Annotated in this window: 19 protein-coding genes and 2 other annotated features; of the genes, 11 read left to right on the forward strand and 8 right to left on the reverse strand. The window is 38.2% G+C overall.

The window, feature by feature from the left end; translation table 11 throughout:
* Positions 1–35: 35 nt before the first annotated feature.
* The 5 genes from CUC15_RS02565 to trpE are packed head-to-tail and all read right to left on the reverse strand — an operon-like array spanning position 36 to position 4,443.
* Positions 36–650: a phosphoribosylanthranilate isomerase gene (locus tag CUC15_RS02565; RefSeq protein WP_114915223.1), complete on the reverse strand. Its 615-nt coding sequence runs from the start codon at positions 648–650 to the stop codon at positions 36–38.
* Between the two features lie 2 nt (positions 651–652).
* Entirely contained in the window at positions 653–1,438 is a 786-nt protein-coding gene (gene trpC, locus CUC15_RS02570) for an indole-3-glycerol phosphate synthase TrpC (RefSeq protein WP_114915224.1), read from the reverse strand.
* Positions 1,439–2,464, reverse strand: a complete 1,026-nt coding sequence (gene trpD / locus CUC15_RS02575; RefSeq protein ID WP_114915225.1) for an anthranilate phosphoribosyltransferase — start codon at positions 2,462–2,464, stop codon at positions 1,439–1,441.
* Positions 2,436–3,047 carry an anthranilate synthase component II gene (locus CUC15_RS02580; protein WP_114915226.1) on the reverse strand — a complete coding sequence of 204 codons (612 nt, stop codon included), beginning with the start codon at positions 3,045–3,047 and terminating at the stop codon, positions 2,436–2,438. Before CUC15_RS02580 ends, trpD begins: the two co-directional genes overlap by 29 nt.
* Complete coding sequence (trpE, locus tag CUC15_RS02585) at positions 3,028–4,443, reverse strand: anthranilate synthase component I (RefSeq protein ID WP_114915227.1); 1,416 nt, start codon at positions 4,441–4,443, stop codon at positions 3,028–3,030. The genes CUC15_RS02580 and trpE overlap by 20 nt, the downstream gene beginning before the upstream one ends.
* 62 nt (positions 4,444–4,505) lie before the next feature.
* Positions 4,506–4,760, reverse strand: a binding site (T-box leader).
* A 42-nt stretch (positions 4,761–4,802) separates the two neighbouring features.
* Positions 4,803–5,048, reverse strand: a binding site (T-box leader).
* 287 nt (positions 5,049–5,335) lie between these two features.
* Between trpE and CUC15_RS02590 the strand changes: the two genes are divergently transcribed.
* Positions 5,336–6,199: an AraC family transcriptional regulator gene (locus tag CUC15_RS02590; RefSeq protein ID WP_114915228.1), complete on the forward strand. Its 864-nt coding sequence runs from the start codon at positions 5,336–5,338 to the stop codon at positions 6,197–6,199.
* 83 nt (positions 6,200–6,282) lie between these two features.
* Here CUC15_RS02590 and CUC15_RS02595 read toward each other — a convergent pair whose 3' ends face one another.
* The gene (locus tag CUC15_RS02595; protein WP_114915229.1) at positions 6,283–6,831 is read right to left on the reverse strand and encodes a nitroreductase family protein; all 549 of its coding nucleotides are present in this window, start codon (positions 6,829–6,831) and stop codon (positions 6,283–6,285) included.
* A gap of 172 nt (positions 6,832–7,003) precedes the next feature.
* Here CUC15_RS02595 and CUC15_RS02600 point away from each other — a divergent pair, with 172 nt between their 5' ends.
* From CUC15_RS02600 to CUC15_RS02610, 3 genes are all read left to right on the forward strand, one after another.
* Entirely contained in the window at positions 7,004–7,711 is a 708-nt protein-coding gene (locus CUC15_RS02600; protein ID WP_162800252.1) for a metallophosphoesterase family protein, read from the forward strand.
* An 81-nt stretch (positions 7,712–7,792) separates the two neighbouring features.
* Positions 7,793–8,254, forward strand: a complete 462-nt coding sequence (locus CUC15_RS02605; RefSeq protein WP_341457188.1) for a DUF2269 family protein — start codon at positions 7,793–7,795, stop codon at positions 8,252–8,254.
* A 98-nt stretch (positions 8,255–8,352) separates the two neighbouring features.
* Positions 8,353–8,871, forward strand: coding sequence for an HD domain-containing protein (locus tag CUC15_RS02610; RefSeq protein WP_114915232.1), 519 nt, complete (start codon positions 8,353–8,355; stop codon positions 8,869–8,871).
* 93 nt (positions 8,872–8,964) lie between these two features.
* Here CUC15_RS02610 and CUC15_RS02615 read toward each other — a convergent pair whose 3' ends face one another.
* Entirely contained in the window at positions 8,965–9,987 is a 1,023-nt protein-coding gene (locus CUC15_RS02615; RefSeq protein ID WP_205317645.1) for a D-alanyl-D-alanine carboxypeptidase family protein, read from the reverse strand.
* Positions 9,988–10,358: 371 nt separating this feature from the next.
* Here CUC15_RS02615 and CUC15_RS02620 point away from each other — a divergent pair, with 371 nt between their 5' ends.
* On the forward strand, positions 10,359–11,384 hold the full coding sequence (locus CUC15_RS02620; protein WP_114915233.1) for a serine hydrolase domain-containing protein: 1,026 nt from the start codon (positions 10,359–10,361) through the stop codon (positions 11,382–11,384).
* Positions 11,385–11,417: 33 nt separating this feature from the next.
* Here CUC15_RS02620 and pepT read toward each other — a convergent pair whose 3' ends face one another.
* A complete protein-coding gene (gene pepT / locus CUC15_RS02625; RefSeq protein ID WP_114915234.1) occupies positions 11,418–12,647 on the reverse strand; it encodes a peptidase T in 1,230 nt (409 codons plus the stop codon).
* A 128-nt stretch (positions 12,648–12,775) separates the two neighbouring features.
* On the opposite strand from pepT, the gene CUC15_RS02630 reads away from it, so the two are divergent.
* From CUC15_RS02630 to CUC15_RS02655, 6 genes are all read left to right on the forward strand, one after another.
* Positions 12,776–13,276, forward strand: coding sequence for a GNAT family N-acetyltransferase (locus CUC15_RS02630; protein WP_114915235.1), 501 nt, complete (start codon positions 12,776–12,778; stop codon positions 13,274–13,276).
* 2 nt (positions 13,277–13,278) lie between these two features.
* Positions 13,279–14,121, forward strand: a complete 843-nt coding sequence (locus tag CUC15_RS02635; RefSeq protein ID WP_114915236.1) for a sulfurtransferase — start codon at positions 13,279–13,281, stop codon at positions 14,119–14,121.
* Between the two features lies 1 nt (position 14,122).
* The gene (locus tag CUC15_RS02640; protein ID WP_114915237.1) at positions 14,123–14,692 is read left to right on the forward strand and encodes a DNA-3-methyladenine glycosylase I; all 570 of its coding nucleotides are present in this window, start codon (positions 14,123–14,125) and stop codon (positions 14,690–14,692) included.
* A 74-nt stretch (positions 14,693–14,766) separates the two neighbouring features.
* Positions 14,767–15,357: a DNA-3-methyladenine glycosylase I gene (locus tag CUC15_RS02645; protein WP_114915238.1), complete on the forward strand. Its 591-nt coding sequence runs from the start codon at positions 14,767–14,769 to the stop codon at positions 15,355–15,357.
* Between the two features lie 213 nt (positions 15,358–15,570).
* Positions 15,571–15,882 (forward strand): antibiotic biosynthesis monooxygenase family protein, encoded by a 312-nt coding sequence (locus CUC15_RS02650; protein WP_114915239.1) that lies wholly within the window; start codon positions 15,571–15,573, stop codon positions 15,880–15,882.
* Positions 15,883–15,913: 31 nt separating this feature from the next.
* Positions 15,914–16,450: a GNAT family N-acetyltransferase gene (locus CUC15_RS02655; RefSeq protein WP_114918359.1), complete on the forward strand. Its 537-nt coding sequence runs from the start codon at positions 15,914–15,916 to the stop codon at positions 16,448–16,450.
* The last annotated feature ends 29 nt before the right edge of the window (positions 16,451–16,479 follow it).

The raw sequence follows: 16,479 nt of genomic DNA on the forward strand, positions 1-16,479 counted from the left end.
CGAACATCCCCTAAGGCTGTCACCGAAAAGCTTGGCTAAGCCTTAGTTTTATAACCTTTTGCAATTGTAATAAATTGCTTGATTTTTTTATTATCCTTTATACCATTTGTTTCAACGCCGCTGGAGACATCGACTCCAGCAGGGTGCGCAAGTCTGATTGCTTCTGTTATATTGTCCGCGTTTAGTCCGCCAGCTAATAATATCTTCTGAGTTGGGATAGAGAGCTGTTCAATCATTCTCCAGTCAAATGTTATCCCGTTTCCTCCATGGTACTCTGCCTTAGGGCTATCAAGTAAATAATAGTCGCAAGGGTAGGATTTGATAGAACTAACATTTTCCTTAGTTATAGAAAATGCTTTTATGACCTTATATGGCAATGACTTAGCGACTTCTGCAGGTTCTTCTCCATGCAGCTGAATATAATCAAGCCCAACAAGTTCTGCGATAGCAATCATATTGTCGACCGTTTCATTTACAAAAACTCCTACTTTCTTTACAGAAGAGGGGACCAAACGCACGATATCGCTTGCAGCTTCAGGTGAAATTCTGCGCTTGCTTTCGGCAAATACGAAGCCGATAAAATCTGCACCAGATGCAAGTACAGCTTCTGCGGCCTCTTTTGTTGAGATTCCACATATTTTTACTAGCATGATTAATCTCGCTTCTCCGCCAGCAATTCAACTTTAAGCTCATCAAAGGTCTGAGCCAGGTTGTCTGCGAGCATCAATGTTTCCCCAACTAAAATCGCCTTTGCTCCAGCATCTCTTGCGCGTTTAACATCTGCTACAGTTTTCATACCACTTTCACTGATCAGGATTGTATCTGGATTCGTTACCATTGCAGCAAGCTTTTCAGTAGTATCCAGATTGACTTCGAACGTTTTCAAATTTCGATTATTAATGCCAATGATTTCTGGATCTAATTGCAGCGCTGTATTCATTTCTTCCTCGTTATGAACCTCAACCAATACCTCTAGTTCCAGGCTTCTAGCATAATGATAGAGATTTTCTAAATCCGTTGTTGATAATGCAGCTACGATTAATAGAATAATCGATGCACCAGCAGCCTTTGCCTGATCTATTTGGATTGGATGAATGATGAAATCCTTACATAATATCGGCAAATCAACAGCCCTTCTAACAGCGCGTAAATCATCCATTGTCCCATTGAAAAAGGGTTTGTCTGTTAGAACTGAAATGGCGGCTGCACCATTTGCTTCATATTGTTTCGCTTGTGTTACGGGATCGACTGTCATTTTTATTTCGCCCTTTGATGGAGAAGAACGTTTAATTTCGGAAATAACGGCCATCGTCTTTGCTGCGAGCACACGCTCTTTAAAAGTGGTGATTTTCTTCGTTTCGACTGGTATAAAGGTTTGATCGATTAATGCGGTAATTTCTTTTTCTTTTTCAATTAAAATTTTCTCTAAGATAGACAATTAAAACACCTCACTTGGAATTCTGCTGCTGTAATTAATTAGATATTCTAATTTTGCTAATGCTGCTCCAGAATCAATGCTCTCCCGTGCGAGCTCGATACCATCTTCAATTGTTTCGGCCTTACCATTTGCAAATATGCCAATTCCGGCATTTAAAATAGTTGTATTGTAGTAAGCGCCATTTTTTCCTTTCAGTACACTTAGTAGAATCTCTGCATTTTGATTTGCATTGCCACCACGAATTTCATCTTTTGAATAATACGGTAAACCAACATCTTCCGGACGCAATGTAAACGAAGTGATCTTCCCATCATCAAGGAGCATAAGCTGGTTTTCTCCTGCTAGTGTTGCTTCATCAACATTACCAGCACCATTAACGACTACCGCACGTCGTCTGCCTAATTTGTGTAAGGCTTCGGCTAGAATGGGCATTAGCTCCTGGCGATACACGCCAAGCAGTTGTGAATCAAGGTTTATTGGATTCGTTAATGGACCAATTGCATTGAAGATTGTTGGTATTTTTAATTCCTTGCGTACCTTTGTGAAAGGCTTCAACGCTACATGTACATTTGGTGCGAAAAGGAAGGCAATCTGATTCTCTAGCAACAGCTCTTCTATTTGCTCCTTAGTAAAAGATAAGGATACACCTAATTGTTCAAGGACATCTGCACTTCCGGATTTACTTGTAATACTTCGGTTACCGTGTTTTGCTACCGTAACACCCGCACCAGCAAGGACAAACGCTGAAGTAGTACTGATATTAAAACTATATGAACGATCTCCGCCAGTTCCACAGTTATCGATTGCACCTGATATGGAGGTTCCTTGAAAGAGAGACTCATTGCGGATGACATCAACGATTCCTGTAATTTCATCTGAAGTTTCACCTTTTACTTGCAGGGCAGTTAAAAAAGCAGCAATCTCAGAATCTGTAACTGCATCCGTAAAACAGTAATTTACTGCATCCTTCATTTCCTCTGTTGTAAGGTTTTCTTGGTTAATTAATTTTTCCAGATAATTTTTCATTGGAATTCTCCTCTCGAATTTTTGCTAAAAAGTTATGAATTAGTTGCTTTCCTGTTGCTGTTCCGATTGACTCGGGATGAAACTGGACACCGAAAACTGGGTACTGTTTATGCCCGATTGCCATAATCTCATCATCTTCAATTGACTTGGCAATGATATCCAATTCTTCTGGGATTCTCATATCATCGACAACATAAGAGTGATAGCGCATGACCTCAACTGGATTCTCCAATCCCTTTAAAATTCCTTGATTGAGATGGGTAATGAGCGATGTTTTTCCATGCTTAATTTCCTTTGCGAGTCGAAGTTCACCTCCTAATGCCTCGGCAATGACTTGCTGTCCTAAACAAATTCCAAGAATTGGAATGCTTTTATAAAATTCCCGAACCAAGTCTAGACATATCCCTGCTTGATTTGGAAGGCCGGGACCAGGTGAGATGATGATTCCCTGTAAATCCATCGCGTCAATTTCTTGTAGTGTTAGTGTGTCATTTCGTACAACAGTTACCTGCTCAAATTCATCAGCAACATATTGGTAAATGTTGTAAGTGAATGAATCATAGTTATCGACCAGCAGGATCATAATCGTTCACCTCCATAATTGATTTTGCTTTGTTTAACGTTTCTTGATATTCCATTTCGGCTACGGAATCATAAACAATTCCTGCCCCTGCTTGCAGAATAGCCTGATTTTCTTTAATGACGAGTGAGCGAATTGCGAGTGCGATGTTTATATCATGATTAAAGTTGATAAACCCAATTCCGCCACCATAAACGCCACGCTTCTTTTCTTCTAACTCATTAATTAATTGCATCGCCCGAATCTTCGGTGCACCGGAAACCGTACCAGCTGGTAAACAAGCAATTAGAGCATCGATACTTGATAAATCTTGGCGCAGCACTCCTTTTACCTCCGAAACGATATGCATGACATGCTGGTATCTTTCTATAGTCATATAGGTTGGAATCGTAATGCTGCCAACCTCGCATACGCGGCCAAGATCATTTCTGCTTAGATCAACTAGCATACGGTGTTCCGCAATTTCCTTTTCATCTTGAAGTAGCTCTGTTGCAAGCGCCTCATCCTCGGTTTCCGATTTTCCACGTGCCCTCGTTCCAGCAATTGGATTCGTCACGATTTCTCGTCCTGTCGTTTGTACAAGACTTTCAGGAGAAGCCCCAAGCAGGAGATATGATTCAAAATCAATGTAAAACATGTATGGTGATGGATTCGCCTCTCTTAGCTTTTGATAGAATAAGAGAGGATCTCCGTTCATTTCTGCTGATAATCGCTGGGATAAAACAACTTGGAAAACATCACCTTGCTTCAAATGCTTCTTCGCTATACTGACATTTTCGAGAAACTTTTCTTCTGTAATTTCCGCTTTGAAGTTAATCGTTGCTTCCTGATGAGCTGTTGTTTGTTCCGTTGGTCTACTTAATGCTTTCTGCAGCAGATTGATTCGCTCGGCCAATATATTGTCAGCATCTAATCCATGGTGAAGAACGATTAAACAGAGTGACTCATCTGCGTGATCAAAGACAATGATATCCTTGTAAACCATGAGATGGATGTCTGGCATGTCGAGGTCATCCGGTAATGTATCGCCGATATTCTCATGCAATCGAATAGAGTCATAGCCAATATAGCCAACTGCCCCGCCATAGAATGGAAAGGGAAAATCCAGTTCAATTTTTGGGAGATGTTCTTTTACGTAGTTGAGTCCGTGCTGCTGAATTGTTTCTTTTGTTTCCTTCTCATGGTTTATAACTGTTGTTCTATGACCATTTCCAATGATTTCTTGATACGGGTTTCCCCCAATAAAAGAGAATTTACCTTTTTTCTGATGCTGAAAAGTACTTTCCAATAAGAATTTTTTCTTCCCAGGCAATTGTCTGTAAATTTCAATTGGTGTCAGTTTGCCTGCATGCTGTTTTATTGATTTGAAGGAGTATTCATGGTTACCATTAATTGACATTTTCTCCATCCCTTCTTTTTCTAAATAAAAAAGTCCTCTATAAACACATAAGTTATGTGCTTATAGAGGACGATTGGACCGCGGTGCCACCTCTGTTGAAAAGAATTTCTTTTCATCTCATTCAGATACAGGAAATTATTCATCCGATATCCTATCCGTATAACGTCGGAACCCCGTGTTTTCTTACTGATCCGGTTGGATTTTTCGGAAAACCTCTCATAAGTCCATTCAGTAATTATTCACATACTGGATTCCCACCAACACCAGCTCTCTGTTATGCTTCAAGATTACTTACTTCTCTTAATCATTGATTTAGATTTATTCACTTTTAAATAAAAAGACAAAAAGGCCCCACATCCGAAAAGGACGAGGGACCGTGGTACCACCTTTATTAGCTAAAAAATCAGCTCACTTTAGCAATATCAAGCGAAATGCTTAATATTCGTCTCGTATAACGATGAGACCTGTTCGCCAAAGCCTACTGAATTATCGTTCGGTTTGGAAGCTCAGAAGCCCATTCATCTAAGTGTTCACACTGGTTTGCACCGACCACCAGCTCTCTTTAGTGACTAATTTAGATTACTCTTCTTCGTCATTGCCGTTTACTAATTTAATTATTGATACTAATATTAAGATAATTCAAAATGGAAGTCAAGTACTTTTTTTAGCAGTAAAGAAAGTATATCGATATTTCTTTCTGAATAAGTGCAACTAAGGCTGTCACCTAAAGGCTTTGGTGGCAACCAAATTTTCTAAGTAATATTAGACATGAAACAGAAAAACTTTTTTATGTATAATCAAAGATGCATACCAACCTGTCAGGAAATAGCACAATGGGACAGGAATGAAAGCTATGAAGTGGTTAAGATAGCATTAGAGAGGAGAGGGCATATTGGAAAGTCTTCAGCAATTGGTTGATAGCATTGATTATATCGAAAAAAATTTAGATGGGGACTTGCACATCGAACAGATTGCCACGGTTTCTTGTATGTCTAAATTTCATTATCAGCGAATGTTTCACATGCTGACTGGGTTTACTGTCGGAGAATATATTCGGAACCGGCGACTGACAAAATCAGCAGAGGAGCTTTTACAGTCCAATACTAAAGTAATTGATGTTGCCCTGAAATATGGGTATGAAACGCCGGAATCTTTTTCGAAAGCCTTTAGGAAAATTCACGGCATTAGTCCATCGACAGCACGAAAAAAGAGCCAATTGCTAAAAGCTTTTCCTAAACTCTCGTTTCAAATACAGATAAAGGGTGATGTTGAAATGGAATACAAAATCATGGAAAAAGAAGCATTTCAGGTAATAGGAAAAGGGATTCAAACCTCGACGGTAAGTGGGGAAAATAATCGTAACATTACAGCATTTTGGAACGAATCCAACAGCAATGGATTTTCTGAAGCACTTGCTGAAAATTGTGGACCATTAGGATTAATTGGTGTTTGTACGGATTTTGATCAACAGCAAGAGAATATGACATATTTCATTGGCGCTGAGAAACAAACGGAGACATACCCTAATGAATGGCAGGAGCTTGAAATTCCGAAAGCAACCTGGGCAATTTTCCCTGTGAAAGGAGCGATGCCAGAGGCCATGGTAAAGGTCTGGGAGCGAATATTTTCTGAATGGTTTCCATCGACAGGGTATGAACATGCAGAAGGACCAGAGCTAGAAGTATATTTAAGTGATGGAGATCCGAATAGTGATGATTATTATAGTGAGGTATGGATACCAATTATGACGAAATAAAACCATCTTTTATTTCGTCATTTCCTGGGAAATGTTGTCGAATAATAAATAACACCGCAATTAATATATGCGGTGTTATTTGTTTAACCATTAAATCTAGTAAACTTATTATCAACTGCTATTCTATCTTTTTTAATTGGTTCTTCAGAAAAATATCCGAGGTGCAGGAAACCAATGATTTTTTCGTTTTCGGCGACATTTAATATTTCCTTCACGTTTGGATCATAAATATGTGGATTGGTCTTCCAGACGACACCTAGCTGCTTTTCCCATGCCAATAGCCAGAAGTTTTGAATCATTGCAGCGGTAGCACCATAGTTCTCATCCGATTGTTTTGGAATATTAGAATCCTCCATAATCACAACTAAGATTGCATTTGGTTCATTTAAATAGTTTTCTCGATTTTCTTGTCTTTCCACTGGATAAGTTTCCGCAATTTTTTTAGCAAAAGTTGACAATTGATTTTCACCTATAAAAACAAAGCGCCAAGGCTCACGAAGCCCATGTGTTGGTGCCCAGATCGCTGTGTCTAATAGTTCCTTTACTAATTCCTCTGTAACTTCTTTATCTGTATAACCTTTTTTTATTGCCCGTCGTTCCCGTATTAATTTTGTTAAATTCGTATACTCCATTTCCCTCTTCCCGCCCTTATACATTAAATGATAATAGTTTTCAATTAGATTCTAGCTGAATAGAGATGAGAACGCAACCAAATTGGTAGATTTCTTCTTTACGTCTAATGTTAATAATAGTATAATCTTGAGAAAATCATAGTACTGTTTTATGAAGGGAGAGATTCCTAAGGTGCGTACCTTTTATGTGACGGATATTCATGGTAATTTTAATGCTTTTACAAGTTTATTAGAGCATGTTAATTTTGAGCCAGCGAAGGACAGACTAATTATCGGTGGTGACATGATAAATCGCGGACTAAAAAGTGCTGATGTGTTGCACTGGATAAAAGAAAGGTCAAGAAGCTATCCAGATAACATTCATATTATTGTCGGTAACCATGAGGAGATGATGATCTGGTTTATGAAGGAGATATCGCCAATGTGGATGGAATTTGGAGGTGAAGAAACAATTAAAAGTTTTAAAGATAAATATGGCTCTGAAAAAGCTTGGGATATAGCAGAAGAATATGCGGCATGGTTTGAAACACTCCCACTTCTATATGAAGATGAATATGGAATTTATGTGCACGCCGGAATAGATATTCACCAAGGTAAGGATCGGCAGCCGCGTAATATTCTATGGATGAATAATCGTGAACTATCGATAATCGATAATCTTGAATTAACGGACTGGTCTAATCATAAATACATTTTTCGTGGACATAATCCTCAAAGTAATGTCCAACCAGCAGGGAGGTTTATCAATTGTGATTTAGGCAGTAGTGTATTTGCAGACAATTCTGCTGCGTTAGCATTAGTCGAGGTAACTGAAAGGCGATATTATAAATGCACGATGGATGGAGACATTACCTTGCATGAAATTGTTGGTATGCGCTAAATATTCAAGGAATATAAGCGATACGGCAGCCTTCCATGCATCCAAATAGTGTATGATAGTATTAGCTGTTTGGAGGGAAAGATGATGTCTTTATATGAAATACTTGTATTTATTCATGTGATTTCAGCAATACTAGGTATGGGACCCGGGATGATTATGACCTTGATTGTGTTGAAGCCAAAACCGAAGAATATGACGGAATTAAAGCATACATTTGGCATTCGAAACTCCTTGCACCTATTAACGATGATTGGGGGATTATTATTATTAATTACAGGTCTATGGATGGGGCTGTTAAATACATATTTATTCACGCAAGGCTGGTACAATTTTAGTTTAATTTTATTTTTAATTGCATTAGCATTCGGTCCTGTATTGTTAGCTCCAAGATCTAAACCAATCAAATTAATGTTTAAAGAACATAAAGGAGAAGAGATTCCAGATTCATATGAGCCTCTATCAAAGAAATTATTTAATATGGAACATCTGGAAAATCTAATATTTCTAGCAATTATCGTATTGATGATTCTTAAACCATTTTAAGTGCATCTGTCTTGTGCGGATTTGCTTTTTATACATTTATTGCATTCAAATAGAAAACATGCTATATTCAGTAAAATAATTCAATTGGAGGCGATTATTTGGTTACGTTAGAGCAAGTATTCACACATCCGATTACCCAGAAATATCTGAAGCGTTCAGGTGTTGCACATGCGATTGCAGTAGCGGAGTATGCGTATATTTTTGCGAAACGGTTTGATGTTAATCCAGATCTTGCAACAAAGGCTGCACTGCTGCATGATGTGGGTCATTACACTTGGTATAGTGATGGCGAATGGGATTATGATCTATACAGGGAAAATGATATCCATGCAATAAAAGGTGCAAGCCGTGCCCATAAACTGCTAATCCGCATAGGTGAAGACCGACATGCCGCAAAGGAAATTGCGATTGCAATATTGCTTCATACTGACTCTTATTTACCAAAGGGTGAACTTGAACTTAATCCGCTCCAACGTGTTGTTGCGATGGCAGATGAAGCTGATGAAGAGAATGGCGGTAATCACCATTATAAGAAAATAGATGAAACTACCGCACTAGAGCGTATTCGCGCATTAGATATGTTAGTAGCCAAGGAAGTAAATGAGAAATCAAAGTAAAATTGTTCAAGTAACTTCAACCTATTTTTCTACGTACGACCACGACCATATGTAATAAAAAATCCTGCTCTCGCAAGAACAGGACTACATAATTTATTCATTTTCATTAAAATATTCTTCCAGCGTGATTCCTTGATCCATGATTTCTTTAGCTGCTTTTTCACCGACATAGCGCAAGTGCCATGGTTCGAATTGATACTCAGTAATTTCTTCTTTTCCTTCAGGATAACGAATAATAAATCCAAATTCTGCTGCATGATCTTTTACCCATTTACCTTCTTCGGTATCACCAAAGTCAGTATCCAAAAGGTAATTCACATCTACACTTGTAACATCCATTGCTAGGCCTGATTGATGCTCACTTTCTCCTGGGCGAGCACTGAATTTATTCGCAGCTTCCTCGCCATTAGCACTTACATAGTTGGCGAATAGTGACACTTGAGTATCATAGCCCCGGAAACCAGATTGAGCGTATAGCTCTATCCCAGCATCGTCCGCAGCTTGAAATAAGTCTTCTAATGCTCGTGCAGCTACTTCACGCATTTGTTTCTTTGGTAATTCTTCCGTAAATGGGAAGCGGACATTCGGTACAACAAGATCTTCCGGCTCATAATCAGCTGGCAATGCATGTTCTTTATTGATTAATGCAAGCTGATCATATGGGTTTGCAATTACCGGTGTACCAGTTTCAGTTGAAACTGGTTCAGCAACGAGTGGAAGTCCGGACCCGGCCTCTATTTTTCCCCCCTTCGCTAGTGAATCCGTTAGTACTTGCTGTGTTTCTTCATTATAGATACCTAAAGCCATTAGATTTTTATGCTGTAATTGAAAGTCTGTTACTGCCCATGTTGTTGCTTCATCAAAAGTTCCGTTAACGCTAATATCGTAACCGAGCTCATTTAAACTTTCTTGCAGCAACTCGACCTGATCTCCCTGATCTTTCTTCTGAAGTTCACCATTTGGGATTGTTGCTGTATCTTCTTGATTTTCATTTGCATCAGCAGGTGCTTCTGCACTGTCTTCTTCATTTTCGTTAGTATTTTCTGTTGAACATGCAAAGAGAATGGATAATAGCATGAACAAGCTAAAAAGTGTAATTCGTTTTTTCTTAAACATGATGAATAACTCCTTATGCATCTCATAATATAATACTACTAATCTATTCGACTGAAATCGAATGTAGCAAGGGTAAGCCGTAACTATTTTCTCATAGATTCTATTCGCAGCGCAATAGAAATAAAATATTACAGTAATTCTCAAGAAGAGCGAAGTTTAGATTTCTTTCTGTTATTCTATAGTAAGAATACACAGATAATAATTTCTCGCCTAAAAGGAGGAGCCGCGTGTGACCATAGTTGCGTTTGTGCTCGGTCTACTTGGTTTTATTTATGCTTTAGATAATCAATCAAAGCTAAAGAAACTGGTGGAGCGTGTGGAAGAATTAGAAGGGAAAGAACGATAATTGAAGTCGTAGAAAGGGTGAGTTTATGGACAAAAAATTAGAGGAATCAATAAAGTCATTAGTGGAAAGGAATTCATTCTCGGGAGTAGTATTAGTGAAGAATAGTAAGGAAATAATACATCAATCTGCTTATGGTTACTCGAATCGATCCGAAGCACTAAAAAATATGATAGATACCAGATTTGGCATTGCTTCAGGGTGCAAGTTATTTACTGCAGTCGGGATTTTAATGTTAGTTGAAAGTGGGAAACTAACTTATGAAACATACTTAAGGGATTGTTTAGCTATTCCTTTCCCGCACTTAGATGAGCATATTACCATTCATCAATTATTAACACATACATCAGGAATCCCTGATTATTTTGATGAAGCGGTAATGGATAATTTTGAGGAGCTTTGGGACGATTTGCCAATGTACAAGATGAATAGAGTCAAAGATTTCCTGCCGATGTTTCAAAATCGAGAAATGATGTTCCCCCCGGGTGGCAGATTTCATTATAATAATGCGGGCTATATTGTTTTAGGCTTAATTATCGAACAAGCTACAGGAATGTCATTTACAGATTACATTGAAAAACACATCTTTCAAAAAATCGGGATGCTTAAATCGGGATATTTCTCGATGGATCAATTGCCAAAAAATACTGCTCTTGGGTATATTAAAACCGATGAAAGTTGGAAAACGAATATTTACTCTGTACCAGTAAAAGGTGGTCCAGATGGTGGTGCTTTTGTCAGCGCAGCCGACATGATTCACTTCTGGGAAGCATTGTTTTCAAATCAATTTTTATCTGAAAAGATGAACCGTATCCTGTTAACCCCTCATGTTAAAAGTGAAGATAATACGTATTATGGTTACGGTATTTGGATTGATAAGGTAGATGATGAGATATTGAAATATCATGTGATGGGTTATGATCCTGGGGTTAGTTTTCATTCTGCAGTATATCCCGAAAGTGAAATTAAGCTAGCTATATTATCAAACAAAAGTAGTGGTGCTTATGATTTGATGGAAGTGATTGAAGAATCACTATTAAGTGAAAATAAATAAGTCCGATTCCAAAATAGAATCGGACTTTCATTATTATTTCTTAGCAAACAAGCGACAAATCTCAACAATCACTTTTGCAGCTTTCTCCATCGTTTCAACGGAAACATACTCGAATTTACCATGGAAGTTCTCTCCACCAGCAAATATATTCGGTGTTGGAAGTCCCATGAATGATAATTGCGAGCCATCCGTGCCGCCACGGATTGGCTCAATGATTGGTTCAATGTCTAAATTCTTCATTGCTTCGCTTGCAATATCGACAATTTCCATCACCGGCTCGATCTTTTCACGCATGTTGTAGTACTGATCGCTTAATTCAAGCTCAACATTTGCCTCCCCATATTTTCCCTTCATTTCATTGACATATTTCTCTAATGTTGCTTTTCTGGCTTCAAAGCTGTCTCTGTCATGATCACGAATAATGTAATATACTTGTGTTTTTTCTACTTCACCATGAATGGAAATAAGATGGTAGAAGCCTTCATGTCCTTCTGTATGTTCTGGTGCTTCTTGTTCCGGGAACTTTCCAATAAATTCTGTAGCAAGCTTGCCGGCGTTAATCATTTTATTCTTCGCTGTTCCAGGATGAACACTGCTTCCTTTAAATGTTACTTTTGCTGCTGCAGCATTAAAGCTTTCGTATTGTAATTCTCCAAGTGGACCACCATCCATTGTGTAAGCGAAAGTTGCATCGAAACGCTCCACATCGAATTTATGTGGCCCACGGCCGATTTCCTCATCAGGAGTAAACGCGACACGAATACGTCCGTGTTCGATTTCCGGATTCTGGATTAAGTAATTCATCGCTGTCATAATTTCTGTGATACCTGCTTTATCATCGGCACCGAGCAATGTTGTCCCATCTGTAGTAATTAAAGTTTGCCCTTTATAGCTTGGAAGCTCTGGGAAATCCTTGGCAGATAATACAATATTCAATTTTTCATTAAGTGTAAGATCATTTCCATCAAAGTTTTCCACAATTTGCGGATTGACATTTTTCCCTGTGAAATCTGTTGCCGTATCCACATGTGCTAAAAAGCCAATCGTTGGAATTTCTTTGTCTGTATTTGCAGGAAGGGTTGCCATTAAATAGCCGTTTTCATCAAGCTCCACATCCTCCATGCCAATTTCTTTTAATTCTTCTACAAGTACATGAAGCAGATCAAATTGTCCCGGAGTAGAAGGGGTTGTATTCGAATCTTCATTTGATTGTGTATCAATTTTTGCATATGTAGTAAAGCGCTTAATTAGTTCCTCTTTCATTAGGTTATTCGCTCCTTCATTTGATATAATTGTATATTATCATACACGGCAGGGTTCACGAAATAAATTAAGAAGGATAATCCAGCTTTTTCACGAATAAATTATGAATATGAATTGGAATGATGGCAATGATTAGACAAGCATTACGAAGCGATGCAGAAGATTTAGCCGCATTGATCGGGCAAGTAGAAAGAGAAAGTCCCTATATGCTTTACGGAGCAGGAGAAAGGGAGATCTCGGCAGAAAAACAAGCGCAGATGATTGAAATATTAACAAAGAAGAGTAATTCAGAAATACTAGTATCAGTTGAAGATAATAAATTGGTCGGTTATCTTTTTGCGATTGGCGGGAATACGATTAAAAATAAGCATTGTGCTTACATAGTAATCGGTATTTCAGCGGAAAATCGGGGAAGAGGTATTGGTACACGGTTATTTGAGGGACTAGAGAAATGGGCATTAAACAGTGGAATTCATAGATTAGAACTCACCGTTATTACAGAAAATATTGCAGGAATAAAGTTATACGAAAAGGCAGGCTTCAAGATTGAGGGAATAAAACAAGATTCACTATTTATGGATGGTAGATTTGTAGATGAATATTATATGAGCAAAATACTGGAGGGGTAATCATGTCTAATTTAATTAGTGTGGAACGATTGAAGAAGAGACTTGAGAACAATCTTGATAATACCGTAATTGTTGATGTTAGATTCCAATTAGATAATCCCGATGCAGGAAGAAAAATGTATTTGGAAAGTCATCTTCCAGGTGCGGTCTACCTAGATTTAAATCGTGATTTATCCGGAAGGGCAGAGAAGCATGGCGGTGCCCATCCACTTCCAAACAGGGAGACTTTTACTGCAAAAATGGGCAATATCGGGATTGATGAAAATACAACTGTTGTGATTTATGACCAAGGAAATGGGATGTTTGCTGCTAGACTGTGGTGGCTGCTTGAAAATAGTGGACATGACAAGGTTTATCTCCTTGAGGGAGGATATAAGCGCTGGGTTGAAGATGGAAATGACGTTACGAAGGAAATCTCCAGATTGCAGCGGAAAAAGTTTAAGCCAAAATACCGTAATGATCAAACAGTAACGATGGAAGAAGTAAAAGAAAAGACGGAGAATCAAACAGCTATATTAATCGACTCCCGTGCAAAAGAACGTTACTTAGGTGAAATCGAGACTTTATATAGTAAGGCAGGACATATCCCAGGGGCGAAGAATTATTTTTGGAAAGGGGTACTTGCAGGAGAAGGTGTATGGAAAAAAGGGAAAGAGCTTGAGCAGCACTTTGCTGCCTTACCAAAAGATGAGGAAATTATTGTCTCCTGTGGTTCAGGAGTATCAGCATGTCCGAATATCCTTGCATTAAAAGCTGCTGGCTATACGAATGTGAAACTATATCCAGGAAGCTTTAGTGACTGGATCTCTTATGACAAAAATGACATAGAATTGGATGAAAGCTAAGATGGAACGGAAGCGATGTGCATGGGTTACAACAGACCCAATTTATTTGGAGTATCATGATAAAGAATGGGGCGTTCCTCTTCATGACGATCGGAAATTATTCGAAATGCTTACGCTTGAAGGAGCGCAAGCAGGTTTAAGTTGGATTACAATTCTTAAACGCAGGGAGAATTACCGAGAAGCATTTGATAATTTTGACCCAGAAGTAATAATGAACTATGACGAGGCAAAAGTAGAGGAGTTAAGGCAAAACGAAGGGATTATTAGAAACAAGCTAAAAATTAATTCTGTTATTACAAATGCAAAAGCATTCTTGAAAGTAAAAGCACAATTTGGCACATTTGACGCGTATATCTGGCAGTTTGTTGATGGCAGGCCAATTATTAATCAATGGGAAGAACATGGGCAAGTGCCAGCATCTACTGAAGAGTCAGAGCGAATGAGTAATGATTTAAAGAAACGGGGATTCAAATTTGTCGGTCCTACGATCTGCTATGCATTTATGCAAGCGACGGGAATGGTGAATGACCATACAAAGGATTGTTTTAGGTACTCTAAGCATATGGAATGAATAATGGGCCTCCCGATAAACGGTAGGGTAGAGTTCCTTTGATAAAAAAGACATAGAATTGGATGAGAGCTAAGATGGAACAAAAACGATGTGAGTGGGTTACAACAGACTCAATTTATTTGGATTATCACGACGAGGAATGGGGTGTCCCTCTTCATGACGATCATAAATTATTCGAAATGCTTTCGCTTGGAGGAGCACAAGCAGGTTTAAGCTGGATTACAATCCTTAAACGCAGGGAGAATTACAGGGAAGCATTTGATAATTTTGATCCGGAAATCATTATGAACTATGATGAGCCGAAAGTAGAGGAATTAAGGCAAAACGAAGGCATTATTAGAAATAAGCTAAAAATCAATTCCGTTATCTCTAATTCAAAAGCATTCTTGAATGTGCAAGCAGAATTCGGCACATTTGACGCGTATATCTGGCAGTTTGTTGATGGCAAGCCAATTATCAATCATTGGGAGGAAAGTAGGCAGATCCCTGTGTCTACACCAGAATCGGAGCGGATGAGTAAAGATCTAAAAAAACGCGGCTTTAAATTTGTCGGACCAACGATTTGCTATGCATTTATGCAAGCGACAGGAATGGTAAATGATCATACGAAGGGTTGTTTTAGACATCCTGATCATGTGAAAAATGGGACCTTCGATTTAAAATAATGAGAATAGAGTCTTACCTGTGTTCAGTTACTGAGGTGAAACAACTAACTAAAATACTATAAAAGGTGCAAATTAATACGATCTGTACCTTTTTTTGTATAATCACTTAAACTGATTATTTTAAAAAATATGTTTCTCTATAATTTTCTTTATTGGTATCTAACTGAACCAGCCAATTGTTTCTGGCAGGTTACTTAAAAAGGGGATAATGAAATGATATTGGAAGCTGTTATGCTACATGTTAAGAAAGGTATGGGAGCTGAATATGAGGAAGCGTTTCGTGAAGCATCAGAAATTATTTCATCAATGACAGGTTATGTTTCACACGAATTACAACGCTGTATAGAATCGGAAGGGAAATATCTACTGTTAGTTAAATGGGAAACATTAGAGGACCATACAGTAGGGTTTAGACAATCAGAAGAATATCAAGAATGGAAAAAACAATTACATAAATATTATGACCCATTTCCAACAGTGGAACACTTTGAGCAAGTTCATCTTGATGAGGATTATAGTGTTTGAAAATGAATTAGAGGGAGTGGTGCAGGATAGTATGGTTGAACTAACATATTTTGAACCGTCGGACTTCAAGCAACTTATCAATTGGATTCATTCACCTGAGTTCCTGCTTCAATGGGGTGGACCTGAGTTTGTTTACCCTTTGGATGAAAAACAACTAGAAAAATACATTGAAAATGCCAATAGTGATAACTCAGCAACGTTGATTTATAAAGTTTTTGAAAAGGAATCAGGGGATGCTATTGGACATATCTCTCTTGGAAGAATTGATAGAAAAAACAAATCTGCAAGAGTAGGAAAAGTATTAGTAGGTAATAAAGATACAAGAGGTAAGGGAATAGGTCAGCAAATGATTAAGGAACTCCTTAATATTGCATTTAAGGGGCTTCAATTACATCGAGTTAGTCTCGGAGTTTTTGATTTAAATGTTTCTGCCATCGCTTGTTACGAAAAAGCAGGATTCATAAAAGAGGGGTTGCATAGAGATTCAAGGAAAAATGGTGATGAATACTGGAGTTTATGGGAAATGAGCATTTTAGAAGATGAATGGTTGGAAATTCAGAAGGCTTAAGTCTTATAGTATCAGAAATAAAAGAATAT

It is taken from the genome of Oceanobacillus zhaokaii (assembly GCF_003352005.1).
Taxonomy (GTDB): Bacteria; Bacillota; Bacilli; order Bacillales; family Amphibacillaceae; genus Oceanobacillus; species Oceanobacillus zhaokaii.